This window comes from Geodermatophilus sp. SYSU D00814 (genome assembly GCF_054050055.1).
Genome location: NZ_JBJGYP010000007.1, coordinates 1 through 17420 on the forward strand (window position 1 = coordinate 1; position 17420 = coordinate 17420).

Sequence of the window (17420 nt, forward strand, 5' to 3'; positions counted from 1 at the left end):
CGCGGCCTACTCAGAGCTGCTCCCGGCCGCGGGCGCGCAGGGGGGCGTCGTGGCCGACCCACCCGCCGTCCCGGGGCGGGGCGCGGGCCCCCCCCCCCCCCCCGGTCCAGCCGTTCCAGTCGCCGACGACCCGGACCGAGGTGGCGTTGGGTGCGAACACCCGCACCCGAGAGCCGTCGCCCTCCGGGACCGCTCCGATCATGGCCATCCTGGCTTCCTCTCCGTGGACGGATCGGGATCCCGCCGGCGTCGGCGCCGGCGGGCGGGAGCGCGGTGCCGTCCTCGCCGGCGCGTCGTCGACGCGCGGCCTGGCTCGCGCCGCGGCCGGTGTGCGGCTCCCGGCTGCTCAGAGGTCGATGCTGGCGACGAGGGGGCGGTGGTCGGAGGCGGGCGCGTTCCGGCGGGCTGCCGGATCGTCGCCGACGGAGGCCGGCACTGGGCCGCCGGCGATGACGTCGCCGTCGCCGACGTGCCGGGTGACCAGGTGGCTGCCGAGGACGTGGTCGATGAGCTCTCTACTGCCCCGGTAGATGCGGGAGTAGCGCTGCTCGGGCGGGAGGATGCGGGCGGCGAGGTTCCACAGCCGCTGCCCGTCGCCGCGGTCGGGCTGGTCGTATCCCGGGGTGCCGATCTCCGAGCCGGGCGGGCCCGACAGCAGTTGGGTCGTCGCGGCCTCGAGGGTGTCGTTGAGGTCACCGAGCACGATCACCGCACGCTGCCGGCCCTTCTCGCCGAGCAGGGTGGTGGCGGTGGCACGGACTGTGGCCGCTTCGGCCGCGCGGCGGAACAGGGCGTAGGCGGCGACACGGGCACGCAGGTCCTCGTCGCCGGTGGTGAATGACCCGCCGGGGAAGGTGAGCAGCTTGGACTTCAGGTGGCACGTGATCAGGTCGATGCGGGTGCCGCCGGGGGTGGTGACGGCGGCGACGAGCGCGGGCCGGCTCATCGCGCCCGTGGCGGCCGGGGTGTCGTCGACCTGGATTGGGCGCAGCGGGGGAGGGAACGCCGCGTTCTGCTGGACGTCGAGCAGCGGGAGCTTGGACAGGAACCCGACCCGGATGCCGCGGCCGTCGGGGTCGGCGGTAGCGGTGTGCGGATAGCCGCCGACGGCCTTGGCCAGGTCGTCCAGCGCGCTCGGGTCGCCGACCTCCTGCACGGCGAGCACGTCGGGGTCCAGGGCGGCGATGGTCTCGGCCAGGGCGGCGAGCTTGGCCTGGTAGGCCTGCCCGGTGGTCGGGCCGCCGGGGGTGCCCGGCGGGAAGAGGTTCTCCAGGTTCCAGGTCCCGATCCTCATCATGGCGCCCTCCCGGTGCTTAGTTCGTTCCGTTGCCGTCCTGGTGGTCGCCCGCAGGCCGTGGGTGCCCGGGCCGGTTCAGCCAAGGCAGGTCCGCGAGGAGCCGACGGCGCGGTCCCGCCCGTTAAGCGCGGCCACCAGATGTGTCCCGGCGACCCGTGTCCCGCTCGGTCACCGACCCTCGACGCGGTTCCTGTGCCACGAGCGGGCCGCCGATCGGGACTTGCGCCAGCAGCCTGAGGGGCTCTGTGTCAGCGCCAGGAGAACCACGGCCGCGGTCATCCACCGGGGAGCGGCCGTGACGGGGCGGCCAACCCCCAGGGCGTGCTCACGGAGGCGTTCTCGCGGTGTCCGCTGTCTTGTCGGCGTGCGACCGCTGTCCGGGCACGGCCGGGGCGTGGTCGCCCGGTGCGGAGTCGGCGGCGCGGCCGGCGACGGTGGAGCACAGGGCCAGCAGCGCGGCGGTGACCTCCTCGAGGACAGGCACTATGTCCGGGTAGTCGGGGTGGAAGCTCTTCGGGATCGACGGGCGCTGCCGTCCCCACTCGATCGTGAAACCCAGCACCTTGCGGTCGGCCGGGTCGGTGACGTGGCGGGAGAGGGCCCAGTCGTCGGAGGTGCCCGAGGTGGGGTAGAGCCCGACGGCGCTGCTGACCGAGTACTGCCGGCCGTGCGCGGCCCGGATGGCGTCGCGCATGACGCCGGACAGCGCGACGGCCTCGTCCAGTCGGCCGCCGGCAGGTACTCCCGGTACTGGTGCAGGTCGCCGCCGGGAGTGGCGTCCGGGATGCCGCGCTTGCCGTCCCAGGCCGGGTTGGCGAAGTTCATCGACGGGTCGGTCGTCTGGTCGTCGTCGTCCCCCCAGTTGTAGAGGATCAGCTCGCCGAAGGAGTGCACGTCGACGAAGTGGGTCACCGACGGGTACCGGTCGAGCAGCCAGGTGACGTTGGCGGTCTCCGGCTCGGAGGCGACCGCCGGTCCGCGGTAGACCTCGTCGCATGGGTCGGCGGAGGTCGCCACGGGCGCCTGCGGGCTGAACGCGGTGGTGTGGTCCCAGAGGAAGTCGTGGTTGCGGTTGAGGTCCACACCCGGGCCCCGCCCGCCGCCGCCGGGGCAGCGCGGGTGGCCGGGGCTGGCCGGGCGGCGGTTCTTGCGCCACATCGGGTCGCGGGTCATGGAGTGGTGCCGGCCGTCCGGGTTGGCCTGGGGGAGGACGACCACGTCCAGGGTGGTCACGATGCGGCGGACCTCGTCCGCGCCGAGGCTCGCCCCGCCCTGGGTGATGCCGGTGCCGTCGCGGTAGGCGTCGGTGAGCAGCCGCGCCAGGTTGATCAGGATGTCGGGGCTGCCCCACTCGCGGGCGTGCACCCCACCGAGCAGGTAGACGCCGGCACGCGCGGCCCGGGCCGCCCCGATGCGCAGGGCCGAGCAGGTCCGCCCCTCCCACGTCCGGTAGGGCAGGGTGGTCAGCTCGGTGAACGCGGCGTTCTCCGGCCGCGCGGCCAGCGCGAGGGCGGTCTCCACTTCCGCGACGTTCAGGTAGCTCACGACCGGCCTTCCCCCGCCTGCGCGCTGCTCGTCTGCCCGGTCCCCGCCTGCACCGCCGCGGCGAGCTCGGCGGCGAACCGGTTGCCCTGCCCCACCTGCTCGAGGTCCTCCCGGGCGGCCTCGTCGACGTCCTCGTGCCGCTCTACCCGGTAACCCGCGCCGACCAGGCGCTCGATGGCGGCCTCGTCGGCCAGGGCGTCGACCCGGGCCCTGCCGCCGTCCTCGTGCAAGGTCTGCGGGAGGACCCGCACGCCGTGGACCCGCACCAGGTCGGCCATGGCCTCGCGGCCGGCCCCGTGGGTGGTGATGTGGAAGACCGGCATGGAAGCCTCCGGGCAGCGGTGCGGCGGACCGGGGCAGCGGGTCGTCCCGCCGGCCCAGGGTCGGGGTGGCGGTGCGGAGCCGTGCCCGCCCCGCTCTCGGCGGTGTCCCGTCGAGCGCCCGCCCTGGGGCGGCGGCGTGGGCGGGACCAGTAGAGCGGGCCTTCGTCACCGCTCCGTCACCGATGTGTCACGGCCACCGGATCCGGACCGTAAATGTTCCGTCCCCCGCCGTCGACGGTCGTCGAGATCACGTCCCGGGCCTCGGTGACCTCCGTCCATCGGGACCGTCGGCGGTCCCTTCCCGCCTGGGTCCTCCTCGACCAAGCGAGTGCGGTGACGCGGAGATGACGATGCGGTGACGCCTCTGGATCACCGTGGGACCGGCGCAGGCTTCCACCAAGGAGCACGCCCTCGCGGACGACAGGGGAATTCCATGGCCGTCACTGGAGCTCAGCAGGACAACGTGATCCCCCCGCCGCGGTTCGGGCCGACCGAGACACCGCGGGATGCCCGAGCCGACGGTGCTGTCGGTCCGCCCCCGGTCGGTTCCGGATCTGTCCCCGGGAGCGGGTCGATGACCGACACCGATGCGGGGTCGGGCGCGGGGAACGGCGGAGCGCCGGTGGGAAGCGCCGCGATGACCGCGGCGATCCGAGCGCTGGAAGAGGCTCTCGAGCGGCTGCGCCCGGCACCGGCGAGCGAGCGGGTGGCCGCGGTTCCGCGGGACGGCCGCTACGAGGGCGGCGACGGCCAGTTGGTCGTGGAGCTGCGGGTGGACTCGGCCGGTGCCGCCGTGCTCAGCGGCGACGTCTACAGGGCCAGCAACCAGGGCCCCCAGTACGTCGCGTCGCTGCGCACCGCTCCGGGCACCCGGTACACCGGCACCGACCAGCGGTGGCCGGCGGTGTGGCAGGACAGCGCGGGTGAGGTCGTGACCGGGTCGGTCCAGCTGCGGGCCGGGCCCGACGGCCTGGACGGCGGACTCGCGACGCTGCGGCTCGACAAGCGCCTGAACGGGTTGCCCCCGCACGCCGACCTCGTCGTCGTCGTCCGTCGGGCAGGTGCCGAGCTGCGCCGCATCGGGCTGGAACTCGAGCGGGAAGAGGGCGTGCAGCTGCCGGCGGCCGTGCCGCTCGGCGGGGTGCCGATGTCGATCCCGGAGGCGCTGCGCCGCAGCGGGTTCGTGGTGCACGACGTGGGCATGCCGACCACGGTGCCCGCCCGGCCGGAGGGCTGGAACCTGTCCACGACGATGACCGTGCTCGACGACCTGATGACCCGCACCGCGCAGGCAGCGCTCACGGCGCCCGCGTGGGAGCTGCACCTGCTTATGCTCGGCCGGAGCACCCGCAGCAGGTTGCTCGGCGTCATGTTCGACTCGGCGGACGTGCTGCCGCGCCAGGGAGCGGCCGTCTTCGTCGATGCTATCCGCGATGTAGTCCCACCGGCCGAGCAGGACCGGAAGATCATCCAGACCGCCGTGCACGAGCTCGGGCACGCGCTCAACCTGACGCACCGGTTCGAGCGCCAGGTGGGGCGGGCGGATTCCACGTCGTTCATGAACTACGACTGGCGCTATCGCGGCGGAAACCGCCGCGACGAGTTCTGGCGACGGTTCGCCTTCGCCTTCGACGCCGACGAGTTGGAGTTCCTGCGGCACGCCCCGCGGGCCGCGCTGCAGCCCGGCCGGGCGCCGTTCCACTCGGTCAACTACTGGGCGGACGGCACGGGTGGCTACTCGCCTTACTTCCCCGAGCTCCCGTTGCCCGGCTTCGACCTGACTCTCGCGCCGCCGACCGCCGGGCCCGTCTTCGCGTTCGGCCAGCCGGTGTTCCTCCAGGTGACCCTGCGCAACAACACCTCCCAGGCGGCGCAGCTGCCGCCGGAGGTTCTGGACCCCAAGGCCGGGTTCCTCGAACTGCTGGTCCGGCGCGTCACCGGGCGCACCGGCACCCCACTGGCCCAGGCGCAGCCCTTCGTGCCCATCATGCAACGCTGCTTCGACGTCGACGCCTCGGCCCCGGACGCGCTCCCACCGGGCCAGTCGCTACGCAACAACGTCAACCTCACGTTCGGGTCGGGCGGCTTCACCTTCGCCGAGCCGGGAGAGTTCGGGATCACCCCCCTGCTCAGCTTCATTGTTGAGCGGGGCCCCGACCAGTACGAGGACCTGGTGATCCGGGGACCGGAGCTGCGCATCCGGATCGCTCATCCGCACGACCTCGACGAGGAGAGGGACGCCCTCATACTGCTCCGCCCGGACGTCGGCGCCTGGTTCGCCATGGGTGGCAGCGACTTCCTCGCGGCCGCGGGGGAGTCCCTGGAGGAGGTCAGGGTCCGGCGCAGCGCGGCTGGTCGAGCCGAGGACGGCGTCGTCGCCGCCATCGTCAGAGCAGCCGGGATCCACGCCGAGCGACCGTCCGTCCGCTTCGTCGAGGGGCGCTTCGTCGAAAGGCCCGGCGATCCCGAGCTCGCCGGCGAGGTGCTGGGCGGCCTCACCCCTCACGCCCTGCAGACCTTCGACGCCCACACCGCGCAGCACACCCGATCCCTCGCCGAACGCCTGCAGGCAGCGCGGCAGTAGCCGCCCGGGAGCTGACGATGCCATTTGGAATGTGACGGACGCGGGGTGCAGCCCACCTCCAGGACCAAGATCGCGATGGGTGCCACGGTGATCGATCTCGTGGTCCACCGGCGGCCGGTGACAGAGCGCCGAGTGCGGACGTTCGGGGGGTGTGCACCAGTGGACCCGGGACCGGTGTCACCGAGGCGGGCATGTCCTGGTGCAGAACGTCCTGGGGCACGGGTGATGGCGTGGGCGCCCGCGCCGCAGCGAGCAGGCACGGGGAGGCGCCCGGCATGTGGAACCTCGAGGACGTGCTCCGGCCCGGACAGGCGGGCGGGCCCAGGGGCCAAAGCGTGTACGAGGCCAAGTTTGATGCCCTGGCCGGGGTCATCACGGCCATTGGGCCCGAGGTGCTCGCCATGCAGAAGTCGGCAACCTGACGCCCTGGCCGACCCTCACCGAACGGGTTGGTGGGGACTGACAGGGCCGTATCGCCGCGTAGAGCAGGGCCAGCGGCCGATCCGGGTCGGCTTCGTGTCACGACGTCCGCTGACCCTCGTCGCGGAGATCACGGCCTTTGCGCTTGGGCTGGACGCAATCCATGTCGACGACGAGGGCACTCGCATCCCAGGCATGCGCCGGGCCGCGCTACGCGCTCAAATTCATGGCGCCCCGGCATCCGGTCGACTTGAGCACCTGTCACATCAAGTCGACGCCGCTGTCCGATCCGCCCGGCCCCGGCGGGGAACCCGGGTTCGACAGCGGCGATGAGGCCGAGCGGGCCCGTGTCGCCGTCTACGCGCTGAGCCGACGTGCGCGGAGGCCGTCGCCGAGCCGCCAGCGACTTGCTTCGTCGCCGAGTTCGACCTCTGACTCGCGGCCGCGGCGTCGGTCCCCGGACAGGCCCGCGCCGCACCAGCGAGGCGACGACGTCCGGGGGTGGATCCGAGCGGACCTGGAGACGACGGGCGACGTACTGCACCGCGCCGGTCCGGGCACGGTGGCGCCCCCCGGCCGGGAACGGACCCGGCAGGGACGAGCCCGGCCGGAGCGGGCCGGAACGTGCAGCCGGCCCCTGCACGCTGCGTGACGCGGACGAGGACTCCGCGACGATGCCCGAGCCGCTCCCTGTCGTGGACAGTCGTGGCGAAGCAGCGTCTGTCCTCACCTCCTCCGGCCGGACCGCGGCGGCGGCGGTGGGGCGGAGGGCAGGGACCTTCCCCGGGTTCACTCTGGCGGGGTCCGTGAGGCTGTGCGCCGAGCCCGGTGGGTCCTGCGGACCAGGTCCATCACCATGCGTTCCTCGGATCCGGCCGACAACCGGTTGAGGTGCAGATGAACAAGACTGGCGGCGATGTCGGCGATGGGGACCGATAGCGCCCCGCGATCCGCCAGGAACCGCAGGCGCGCAGCCGGCTCGGCGACTGCGGCTCGGCGCTGGGCGAGGATCACCGCGACGCCGGTGGCCGCCGGGCCGATTCCCTGGGGACCCGCTGCCAGCAGCTCCTGCAGCCGTTCCTTGCGTCGCCGGTACTCGCGGCCGGCTTCGGGGGTCAGCCATCGGTCGCTGAACACCTGTGTCAGTTCGCCCTCGTCGAGCCGGAGCGCGCCGACGAGGTCGTCGACGGTGAGCACGGCCAGCTCGACAGGATCGATCGCCGCGTCGGTCCTCATCGCGAGCAGCTGCGCGACGGCCGTGCTGTCGGCCGCGAAGACCGATTCGGCGGCCGTGGTCCCGGCCGGCCCGCCGTACCGCTCCAGCTCCCGTTCGTAAACGTCGGTCGACCACTCCGTGCACTCGCCCCGGGTGAGCAACTCGCTCGCCCACCGGGCCGCCGCCGGCAATACCTCCATGACGAGGACGGCGGGGTCTCCGTGGAGACGGAGACGGAGGTGTTCGGCAGGGTCGGCGTAGCGGAGGAAGAACCACCCGGACAGGCAGCCCGTCCTCGTCAAGGCTTCGGCGAAGCGCAGCAGCGGACCGGAGACGAGGTGGTCCTGGCGAGCCGCGGGCCCGTACAGCTTGAGGTACAGCCAGTCGCTGCCCGGGGCGCGGCGTCGCTGGTCCTCCCCAATCTCCGGAGACAGGGCCGGCGCCCAGGGCGGCTGCGGCGGCGCCGAGGGAGTCCGGCTGAGCGGGACCACGACCTCCGACAGGTAACGCCCGCCCGGCCCGGGCAGCCAGGCGTGCTCCGGCGCCGGTAGGGTCTCCTGCAGCAGCGCGCTGCGCCCGCGCCCGCGGTTCAAGGCGCGGCGGAGGATCTCGGTCTGACAGGGCTCGTCGAGGTCGAGGAGCAGGCGGTTGTCCCCCTCGGTCAGGTACAGTCGGCGCGGGGTTCGCCACCGCTCCCGCCACGCGGCAAGCCGGTCCGGGAAGCCAGCGGCGGTGCCATCGAGCAACCGGCGGATGGTCCCCCCGCGGAGCACCCACTGAGCGGGGGACAGCACGATTCGCCCGTGCACCACACGGGGAAGCCGCGGGAGGACCGCCGCATCTCCCCAGTCGAACTCGTGCAGGTCGGTTACCCCGTCGCGGCCAACCTCGTCCAGGAAGCGGCAGATCTCCGGAGCACCCCGGGTGTTCAGCATGTGCCCGGCCGCGACCCGGACCTCCGTGCCGTGTCGGGCCCACCACAGGCGCAGGCGGCCGTCCCGCACCCCCACCGCGAGCTCGGATGCGGGGATCACGCGATCCAGCGGCACCCCGGGTGTCACGCCCACGGGGATCTCGTAGTCCCTGACCACCGGGCGGATTGCGACGTTGGCCGACCTCGGGTCCGTCGGCAGGTAGACCAGCTCGGCGTGCACGGCGTGCGGGTGGTGCGCCTCCTCGGCGCGGGCCATCTCCTTGAGAGCCTGCACGGCCGGCTCGCCCAGCAGGTCCGCGAAGCGACCGAGACTCCTTCCGGCGGCGCCGGAGCCGAGTCCGGGCGCCACCATCAGCCGGTAGTCCCGCCGGTCGACTGCCGCGCGGTCCCTGGCCAGCACGACCGCACTGAGCTCCAGGGACGCGGGCACCCGGGTGGGGTCCGGCTCCCAGAGGGCCAGCTCCGCGAGGTCGTCTCGGTTGAGGTTGACCTCCAACCGGTCCTCCTGCAGTGCCTCCGCGGCGAGGTCGAGGAGCCGCTCCTGGCGTCGAGCTCCGTGCGCCGTCCCCGCGGCGTGCTGCCCGCCGTGACCGGCTGGTCCATGACCGGACAGCGGACCGAGGCCAAACCTGGGGTCCAGCAGCTCGGGCAGCGTGACCATCCGCTCGTGGCCGTAGCGCGCCAGGAAGGCGTGCCGGTACGCGCTCAGCGCCGGGGAGCCCCCCGGCGCGGGGTGCAGGCGAAGGAGCAGCTCCGCGGCGAGGGCCGCGTCGTCCGCAACGGTCGTCGACAGATGGTTCCCCTGCAAGGGGAGCGCGGAGTCGACCTGGAGGAGCTCGGTGCGGTCGGCGCCCGCGAGGGTCCGGGCCCGGCGCGCGACGTCTAACAGGACGGTCCCCGCCGCCGACCCGGCGGCGTCGTCGACAAGCCGTGCCGACGCCAGTAGGCGACGCAGTCGGTCAGCGCTTGCTGGGCCGGCCCCCGTGCCGGACAGCCGTTCGGCGAAATACCGGGCGGGATCACCGGTGAGTGGTGGGCGGAGGTCGCTGAGGAGGAGGTCTTGCCGCCACAGGTCGTCGAGGAGTGCCTGCACTTGCGCCGCGGTGGCATCCGGCGTCGCCGCCAGGAGCGCGGCACAGAATTGCCGATACGGGACTGGCCCGCGGGCGAGGGCGAGTGCACGGCGGACGACCGGGGACGCCCGGACCGACACGTCCCCCGGGAGGCCGCGGTGTGGGGTCACCGGCTCGGTCACGTGTATGCGCCCGTCCCGCTCGAAGGCGCAGGTGTTCATGACCAAGCCCGTGTGGTGACGCACCGACTCGTCCGCCTCCTGGCCGAGGGCCAGGGGCAGCAGCCAGCCCATGTCAGGACGGGTGCGGGTCCGTCGCGGCGCTGCGTCGAGGGCCAGATCGGTGTGTGAGGACCACTCGGCGAGCGCGACGCCCGCGAACACGCCGTAGGGCGTCGGCCGGGTCGACATGCGGATGAGGTAGCTCAGGAGCGTGCTGCTCAGCCGCGCGTCCACGGACTCCGCGGCGACCGCTCGGTCTACAGCGGCGGCCACCGACGGGCTGGCCACGGTCAGGGCATGGCGCACGGTGACGTCGACGTGGGTGAGCAGGGTCGTCCTATGCCCGGCCCGGGTGGGGGCCGATAATGCCTCGTAGCGCTCGATCGGCAGCAGCGGCGCACGCAGCACCGGCTTGCCCACCGGCCGGTAGAGACGTCGCTTTCCACGCCATGAGGGTTCGGTGGCTGCCGGACCGGTCACGGGAGCTCCCTGGTCACGCAAGGAGGAACAGCCGGTCCCAGGTCGCCGGAGCGGGTCCGGCGGCGGCGAGCAGGGACAGTGCGACGCCCGGGGCCCCGTCTAGAACGCCGGGGTGCTCGACCCGGACGTCGCCGGGTTCCACGTTGCGGAAACCGAGCAGGGACCCGGGCTCGTACGCCGTCATCAACTCCGCCAGCAGGTCCGCCTGGGCCTGGCGGAACGCGGGCAGGCCCGTGTCTTCAGCGAAGCGGGTGGTGATGTGCAGCAGCCCGGCCACACCGTGGCAGTAGTTCGGGGAGTGAAGGGCCCGGTGCTCCGGCGGTCGTGCGAGGGCGGCGGTCATCGCCTCGACCGCCGATGCCCGTATGTGCCTGTCGCCGAGGGCCGTGCCGGCGTGCCACAGCGCCCGGGCAACACCGGGCGCGCCGTAACACCATCCGGCCCGCGCCGGCTCCTCGGTGCCGGCCGGGGTGCCGTCCGGTGCGAGGGGGACGGCGGCCGGCCAGGTGGTCCCCCAGGCGTCCTGGATCCGGTGCGCGGCCAGCCACCGCACCGCTCGGTCGACGGCGTCGCGTGCCTCGGGTGGCTCGTGGCCGTGGGAGAGGGCGAGGGACAGGAGCGCCAGCGGCCCGGGGATCCCGTGTGCCAGTCCGCAGTTCAGGTTGCCGTGCGGGTACGCCTCCTGCTGTTCGGCGCTGCCGAGCCAGTCGAAGGGGGTGTGCCATCGTGGCGGCGCATCCGGCGCGGACAGGACCAGCCGCACCAGCGTCCGCAGGATGACGTCCAGCGCCGCGTCGGCCTCCGGGGCGTCTCGGGCCAGCAGATAGGCCCCCATCCCGGTCACCCCGGAGATGAGGTCGAAGGCGCCGACTGGACACTCCGCGCATGCATCCAGCCACTCGCACGCGTCCTGGGTCGCCTTAGTCACCTGTGCGTCTACCGCGGCGAGGAAGCGACGGTACCGCGTCCGTCCGCCGGCGAGGGTGAGCGCAGCAAAGCCGAGGCCTGCGGCGCCGGTGAACAGGGACGCGTCGTGCGAGGGCCCGCGCTCGAAGGCCCGAGAGGCCCAGGTGAGGTGGCGGTGGCCGATGCGGTCCCACCCGTCCGTCGGGAAGGCGGTGTCGAGCGCGCCGAAGAGCACCGCCAGCCCGGCATGGCCTTGGGCGACGGACGGGGCGCGCCAGTGGACGGACTCACCGAAGGTCGTGTGCACCCGGAAGGACTCGATGGCCGCCGCGAGGACCTCGTCGCGCGCCAGCCGCAGACCGATCTCGCGGGCGGTGTCATCCGGTGTCACGCCCCTTCCAGATGGCCGGGTCACGGGGTCCGGCACCCGGGGCGGCAGGTGAAGCAGTGGGTGTTATTGCAGGTCCGCGCGCACGTGGCTTCGCCGTCGCAGGTGAAGCCGTCGCACGTGCGGGCGCAGGTGTTGCGGCATGTGTTCGGGCAGGTGGGGGCGCACGTATTGCCGCAGGTCTGTCCCGCGCAGGTGGCGCGGCACGTCGGCGCGCACGTGTTGGGGCAAGTGTTCAGGCATGTTGCGTCGTCGCAGGTGTTGGGGCAGGTGGGGTCCGCGGTGTTGCAGGTGCCCTTCCCACCGGTGGGCAGGCACCCGGCGCCGTCGGTCTGCGCCGCTTGCGGGCCGAAGCAGGCGCATCCTCCGCCGCCCGGCTGCCACAGCTCCCCGACGCGCAGGTCCAGGTCGAAGTCGTCGAGGTCCGGCCCGGCGAGGAAGGAGAGCAACTCCGCGATGTCCGGTGCCCGCGAGGTCAGGCTCCGCTCGGGACCCCTGTCGTGGGAGACCGCACCCGGGCCCGACTCGTCGTGGAGCATGGCTGCCTCCCAGAGACTGGGTGGGGACGCCGAGGGCGATTGCACGTTACCGCGCCGGATGGCGGCGTCGCGGGGCTCGGAACGCTGCCCGGAGGCAGCAGACGGCGACCCGTCGGCGCGTCGTCCGCGACACGCCGCCGCGTCGTCCGCGACGCGCGGGCCACGCGATTGCGACGCCCTTTACCTGCCGGGGCGCCGGCCCTAGCGTTGACGTGCCGTTCCCGAGTCGGCGACGGCGGCGGGTCGGACGAGTTCCTCGGCCCTGCCGCCGTCGTTCCGCCCGACGGGGATGGTGTGCCTCAAGCGCCGCACTGGCGCTCCTCCCGTCGACCTCCTCGAGTCGCACTGCTCGTCGCGTCGGCGCACGGTCGCCGTCGATCCGGAAAGGCACGGCAATGGCCGAGACCGTCATCCCCGAAGACCTCCGCGTGGACGGCGTCACCCGGCTCCGCGGCGGCGCCGAGCTGGGCACGGCTGGCGCGACCGAACTGGCCGTGAGCGGGCGGATCGCGGTGGACGGGCAGGTCCAGGTCGGGCCGGCCGACCAGGTGGTCCTGGGTGGCGCGCCCCCGCCGCGGGTGCACGTCGCCGACGGGGCAATCATGCCCGCGGCGGGCGACGGCGAGGGCGCCGGCATTCTGTTCCCATCGGCCGCGGGTGCCGGAGCCGCTGCGGACCGGGCCTGGATCCGGTACTACACGCCGACCCCGGGGCTCGGCGGGACGCGGATGGTCCTGGGCGTCGGGAACGGTGCGGACGACGTGCTGATGTTCGAGCAGGCCGGCGGCGAGCGCCTGCGGATCGCGGACGGCACCGTGACCGCCGACCGGCTGGCCGCGACGACCAGCGCGTCGGTCGGCGGCCGCCTCCTCGTGGGCCCCACGCACCAGGCGCCCCTGGGGGGCGCGCCGCAACCCCGGGTGCACGTCGCCGATGGCGCGATCGTGCCGGCGGCGGGCGACGGGGAGGGCGCCGGCATTCTCTTCCCGTCCTCGGCCGGGGCCGGAGTGGGTGCGGACCGGGCCTGGCTCCGGTACTTCGCCTCCCCTCCGGGCGTCGGGGGCACGCGGCTGGTCCTCGGCGTGGGGGAGGGCCCGGACGACGTCTTGTCGTTCGAGCAGATGGGCGAGGAGCGGATGCGGATCGCCGACGGGGCGGTGGCGGTCGAGGAGCTCAGCGTCGAGGGGGGGACCTCGGTCGCCGGCGACCTGCGGATCGGGCCCACCGGCCAGGTGCCCCTCGGCGGTACCCCCACGCCGCGGGTGCACGTCGCCGATGGCGCGATCATGCCGGCGACAGGCGCCGGGGAGGCGGCCGGCATCCTGTTCGCCGGCGTGCCCGGTCAGGCGGCTGGCCGAGCCTTCCTCCGCTACTCCGCGGCGCAGTCGGCCGGGCAGTCGCGGCTGACCGTGGGCGTGGGGCCCGGGGCGGACGACGTCTTGGCCTTCGAGCAGATGGGCGTCGAGCGGATGCGGATCGCCGACGGGAAGGTCGGTATCGGCACCACTGCACCCACCCACCCCCTCAGCGTCATGGACACCGCCGGGGTGCGGCAGAACCAGCTGTTCCTGAGCGGCCGGGCCGGGTGGAGCAGCCTCACCTACAACGGTTTCCACGGTCAGGACGACCAATGGCGCTGTCCCGATCCGGCCCGTCGCGGTATGACGATCGAGCTGGACGACGCGCTGAACGGGCACGGCCGCTGCGAGATCTATGGCACGCGGACGCCCGGCGGAACCGATTGGCAGAAGCTGTTCGCGGTGCACTCGCAGACGGAGACCACGCACGTCCACCGGCGCCTCGAGGTCCACGGGGACTCCTGCGCCGACCGCTTCTGCAACCTGTCCGACGGGCGGCTGAAGGACCGGGTGCAGGTCGTCGACGATGCCCTGGCCCGGGTCAGCCGCATCCGCGGCGTCACCTACGTCCGGCGCCCGACTGACGCGGACGGCGACGCCCCCGGCACGGCGGGCATCGGGGTCATCGCTCAGGAGGTGGAGGGGGAGTTCCCGGAGCTGGTGTCCACCATGGGGGAGGAGGCGTACCTCGCCGTGGACTACGCGGGGCTGACGGGCATCCTGATCGAGGCCGTCAAGCAGCTGCGGGACGAGAACGCGGCCCTGCGCGCCCGGGTGGAGGCGCTGGAGGCCTGATCCCGCGCCGCCGCGGGTCGTGGTCGCGGCTCAGGCGTGGCCGGGGGCGCGGGCGGCCAGCGGGTACTCCCGGCCGGAGGCGTCAACCAGCGTCGCGGTGACCGGTCGCGCGGGGAACGCCGACGTCAGGCCGAAGAAGAAGCTCCCCTGCCCGGGCCCATCGACGCCGGGGACGATGCCGGGCGCCGCGAAGGTGAAGACGACGGTGCTGCCGGTCTGCACCGCGCCGGCCAGCCGTACGTCGCCCAGCGCCCCGCCGGTGACCACGAAGACGTCCTCGCGGTCGCCGTCGAAGTCGTAGTCGTGCGGGATGACGGGGCCGACGTCGACGCGCAGCTGCGTCGCCGCGATCCGCCCCCGGCGGGTACGCCGCAGGCCGGCCAGGTTGACCCGCCACTCGATGCCGAACTGGCCTTGCGCCACCGTCCCCGGTGACCCCACGGGCCAGGTCCGGGACTGGAGGAAGCCCGACCCCGTGGTCCCCTGGAGGGTGACGTCCGCCGTCGAGTCGGTGACGGTGAGGATGCCGTCGAGGGACCAGATGCGGTTGACCGCCGGTGCCGACGCCTCGGCGATGGTCAGCGGCACCGCGGGCGGCGGGACAATCGTCGCCTGCACCGGCGCACCGAGGTTCTCGAGGTACGCGGAGTTCTCGGGGCAGATCCCACCGAAGGACGTGGCGACCGCGACCTCGACGGAGGTGGGGGTGGCCACCGATGGGACGGCGAGGGTCACGCCGGGCTGGGCGGTGCACTCGGGGAGCCCGGCCAGGTGCGGCGGGGCCGTGGTCTCCCGGAACGCGTAGCCCGGTCGCAGGTCCGGGGGGAGGGCGCCCACGACCGTCGGCTCGGTCGCCGTGCCCCGGGCGTCGGCGGCCTCCAGCCGCAGCTGCTGGCCGGGCGCGCCGGTCGGCACGGTCAGCTCCGCCCGCGGGTCGCAGGCGAGGTAGTGCACGGTGGTGGATGCGGTCTGGTCCGCGATGGTCACCGTCCAGGGCGCCGGGGCGGCCCGCCGGCCCCGCAGCTCCCACCGGTCGTCCACCTGGTCCCCGCCGTTGTTGATGACGTTGCAGGTGAGCTGCACGGTCCCGTCCACCGGCGCGCCGGTCTCCACGAGGACTTGGTAGTCCCCGATGGTGGTCCCCACGCCGGGTGGGACCTGGCGCAGGTCGAGGAAGGTGCCTCCGGCGCGGCGCAGCTCGATGACCGGTTCCGGCCCGTCCTCCGCGTAGGTCACTCGGAGGGTGCGGGTGGTGAACGGGTCCATGGCCTGGTTCAGCTCTGCGGTGAAGGCCTTCGACGCGCGGATGGCGAACCGGCGCGGCGACGGCTCGGTGACGGCGGGATGGGTCATGGCCGGGCCTTCAAATCGCGGTGACGACGCGCTTGGCGAAGACGTCGAAGGTCCCGAGCCGGTTGCTCATCCAGAAGACCCAGATCCCCTGGCCGGGCACCATGACCAGCACGGGGCGCTGGTCGTTTGACGGGTGCTCGCTCAACCGCTGCGGCGGCGTCCAGTGACCGGTCACGACGTCGCGACGCCTCAGCACGATGTCGTTGCTCGCGCCCTCGACCGGCCGGAAGGTGACCAGGTAGGTCACCCCATCCGCGTCGCGGACGGCGGCCGGCCGCGTGTCGTCCCCGTCGGACCCCGGAACGGGCTCCGCGACCGAGGCCCAGCCCGCGCCGCTGCCGTTGATGGTCCTGATGCCGTCCCCGTCGACGAAGACCGTCGCCGAGGTGGCGCTGTTCCCCAAGACGAAGACGTCGAGCGCGCCGGGGGCCGAGAACTCGCCCCGGTTGTCGACCGCCCCGGTGCGGGGGTTCAGCCGCATCATGCGCAGCCGCGTGCCGTCCGGGAAGGCCACCCACACCACGTCGCCGCCGGCCGCGGCGTGCAGGGGCGCGGGCACGGACGTGGTGGCCGGGCTCAGCTCCTGCGGCACCGCGTCCAGGAACGTGCCGTCGGTGTGCCGGTAGCGGCGGAAGAACCACCGGGACCCGGCCGCCAGGGCCACCTGGACGAAGAAGACGACGAGGTCACCCACCACGACGGCGTGCGGGAACTGGTCGGCGGCGCCGGCCGTGCTCGCCACCGGGACGGCGTCGGCGTCGGCCAGCCCGTCGAAGCGCGCGCGCTTCATCCTGACGTCGGTCGTGGCGACGTCGTTGGGCCCCTCCTGGTAAGCCACGAGCACCTCACCGCCCGGCAGCGCGACGACGGTGGGCGCGGAGCGCGGGACGGGGCCGCCGGTAGTGACCATCTGGGCCGGGGAGAAGGTGGCGTCGGCCCGGGACGTGTCCAGCCGCGACGCGACGATCTGCGTGGTGGGCGCCTCCCGCTGGGACTGCCACACGACGATCAGCCCGTCGAGGGCGTCCACGGTGCACGCGCGGTAGAGGACGTCCTGGCCCGCGGCGGGCGACACCGGGATCTCCGGCATGGTCGGCAGCCGCCCGGCGAGCAAGGCGTTCACGGCCGCACGCAGGCTCACCACCGGACGGTCCTGCCCTCGGCGGTAGTCCGCGGGCCGGACGCCGAGGGTGTCGGCGAGCAGGTGCGCCGGTGGCAACGACAGCTGCCGTTCCCGGCGGTCGGTGAGGGCGCCCGGGCCGATCCTCGCCTCGTCCTTGCGGCGGGTCAGCCCGGCGAGGGCGTAGTACAGGTGCCCGGGGAGGTGGTCGGCCTGGCCCGGGCGCGGCGGGTCGGTGCCGGGCCGGACGCGCACCACCCAGTCACGGCGTATGCGGGCGCAGGTCTCCACACCGAGGCCCGGGTGAATGAGGTCGGGCTCGTCGTCCGGGGTGACGAGGTGCTCCCACACGTCGAGGTAGACCACCGACGTCTCCGACGCGGTGGGGGTGCGGAGCCTCGGGACGACGGAGACACCCAGGCGGGCGGCCAGCGCGGCGGCTCCGGGCCGGTCCTCGTGCAGGTCCTGCTGGGAGTAGCGGAGATCTGCGGTGGTGATGACGTCCACCCCGTCGACCAGGATCCGCCCGACGTGGCGCAGGGCCACGTCGGCGGGCGCCGCCTCTGCCGGCGGTGCCGGCGCGCCCGCCCGGATGGTGAGGTCGTTGTCTAGGTCCCCGGTGATGCGGAAGCCGTCGTTGCCCTCCGGTACCCCGTCGCCGACGAACCACTTCAGGAAGGCCCGCAGCTCGAACCGGCGGACGTCGTCGAGTTCGTTGACGTCGGCGTCGACGATGGGGACGCCCTGCTGGAGCCGGACGTTGACGTACCGCAGCAGCGGGTTGAAGGTGCTGGGCGACATGGTGGCCATGTCCGACTCCTTGCCGGTTGGTGGGGAGTGGGCCTGCAGGGCTGGTCGGGGGGGCCAC

At 73.7% G+C, this 17420-nt stretch carries 11 protein-coding genes; 2 read left to right on the forward strand and 9 right to left on the reverse strand.

Annotated features, from left to right (window positions below; translation table 11 throughout):
• Positions 1 to 10: 10 nt before the first annotated feature.
• The 5 genes from ACI780_RS06790 to ACI780_RS06810 all read right to left on the reverse strand — a co-directional run bounded on the left by ACI780_RS06790 (position 11) and on the right by ACI780_RS06810 (position 3165).
• Positions 11 to 208 carry a hypothetical protein gene (locus ACI780_RS06790; RefSeq protein WP_457001711.1) on the reverse strand — a complete coding sequence of 66 codons (198 nt, stop codon included), beginning with the start codon at positions 206 to 208 and terminating at the stop codon, positions 11 to 13.
• A gap of 138 nt (positions 209 to 346) precedes the next feature.
• A complete protein-coding gene (locus tag ACI780_RS06795) occupies positions 347 to 1297 on the reverse strand; it encodes an endonuclease/exonuclease/phosphatase family protein (protein ID WP_457001713.1) in 951 nt (316 codons plus the stop codon).
• A gap of 325 nt (positions 1298 to 1622) precedes the next feature.
• Positions 1623 to 1781 carry a hypothetical protein gene (locus tag ACI780_RS06800; protein WP_457001715.1) on the reverse strand — a complete coding sequence of 53 codons (159 nt, stop codon included), beginning with the start codon at positions 1779 to 1781 and terminating at the stop codon, positions 1623 to 1625.
• Positions 1781 to 2842, reverse strand: a complete 1062-nt coding sequence (locus ACI780_RS06805; protein WP_457001717.1) for a M14 family zinc carboxypeptidase — start codon at positions 2840 to 2842, stop codon at positions 1781 to 1783. Before ACI780_RS06805 ends, ACI780_RS06800 begins: the two co-directional genes overlap by 1 nt.
• On the reverse strand, positions 2839 to 3165 hold the full coding sequence (locus tag ACI780_RS06810) for a hypothetical protein (protein ID WP_457001719.1): 327 nt from the start codon (positions 3163 to 3165) through the stop codon (positions 2839 to 2841). The genes ACI780_RS06805 and ACI780_RS06810 overlap by 4 nt, the downstream gene beginning before the upstream one ends.
• Positions 3166 to 3739: 574 nt before the next feature.
• Between ACI780_RS06810 and ACI780_RS06815 the strand changes: the two genes are divergently transcribed.
• A complete protein-coding gene (locus ACI780_RS06815) occupies positions 3740 to 5749 on the forward strand; it encodes a hypothetical protein (protein ID WP_457001721.1) in 2010 nt (669 codons plus the stop codon).
• A 1209-nt stretch (positions 5750 to 6958) separates the two neighbouring features.
• Here ACI780_RS06815 and ACI780_RS06820 read toward each other — a convergent pair.
• A complete protein-coding gene (locus ACI780_RS06820; protein ID WP_457001723.1) occupies positions 6959 to 10093 on the reverse strand; it encodes a lantibiotic dehydratase in 3135 nt (1044 codons plus the stop codon).
• Between the two features lie 13 nt (positions 10094 to 10106).
• Complete coding sequence (locus ACI780_RS06825) at positions 10107 to 11390, reverse strand: lanthionine synthetase C family protein (RefSeq protein ID WP_457001725.1); 1284 nt, start codon at positions 11388 to 11390, stop codon at positions 10107 to 10109.
• Positions 11391 to 12138: 748 nt separating this feature from the next.
• Between ACI780_RS06825 and ACI780_RS06830 the strand changes: the two genes are divergently transcribed.
• Positions 12139 to 14079: a tail fiber domain-containing protein gene (locus ACI780_RS06830; RefSeq protein WP_457001727.1), complete on the forward strand. Its 1941-nt coding sequence runs from the start codon at positions 12139 to 12141 to the stop codon at positions 14077 to 14079.
• Positions 14080 to 14109: 30 nt separating this feature from the next.
• On the opposite strand, the gene ACI780_RS06835 is transcribed toward ACI780_RS06830, so the two are convergent.
• Together ACI780_RS06835 and ACI780_RS06840 are read right to left on the reverse strand one after the other, a co-directional pair.
• Positions 14110 to 15432 (reverse strand): hypothetical protein, encoded by a 1323-nt coding sequence (locus ACI780_RS06835; protein WP_457001729.1) that lies wholly within the window; start codon positions 15430 to 15432, stop codon positions 14110 to 14112.
• A gap of 10 nt (positions 15433 to 15442) precedes the next feature.
• Positions 15443 to 17362, reverse strand: a complete 1920-nt coding sequence (locus tag ACI780_RS06840) for a DUF6519 domain-containing protein (RefSeq protein WP_457001731.1) — start codon at positions 17360 to 17362, stop codon at positions 15443 to 15445.
• Positions 17363 to 17420: the final 58 nt, after the last annotated feature.

Excerpts from the sequence above, each read along its gene's own strand:
- ACI780_RS06790 (WP_457001711.1), bottom strand. The coding sequence starts at position 208 with ATGGCCATGATCGGAGCGGTCCCGGAGGGCGACGGCTCTCGGGTGCGG.
- ACI780_RS06795 (WP_457001713.1), bottom strand. The coding sequence starts at position 1,297 with ATGATGAGGATCGGGACCTGGAACCTGGAGAACCTCTTCCCGCCGGGC.
- ACI780_RS06810 (WP_457001719.1), bottom strand. The coding sequence starts at position 3,165 with ATGCCGGTCTTCCACATCACCACCCACGGGGCCGGCCGCGAGGCCATG.
- ACI780_RS06815 (WP_457001721.1), top strand. The coding sequence starts at position 3,740 with ATGACCGACACCGATGCGGGGTCGGGCGCGGGGAACGGCGGAGCGCCG.
- ACI780_RS06835 (WP_457001729.1), bottom strand. The coding sequence starts at position 15,432 with ATGACCCATCCCGCCGTCACCGAGCCGTCGCCGCGCCGGTTCGCCATC.
- ACI780_RS06840 (WP_457001731.1), bottom strand. The coding sequence starts at position 17,362 with ATGGCCACCATGTCGCCCAGCACCTTCAACCCGCTGCTGCGGTACGTC.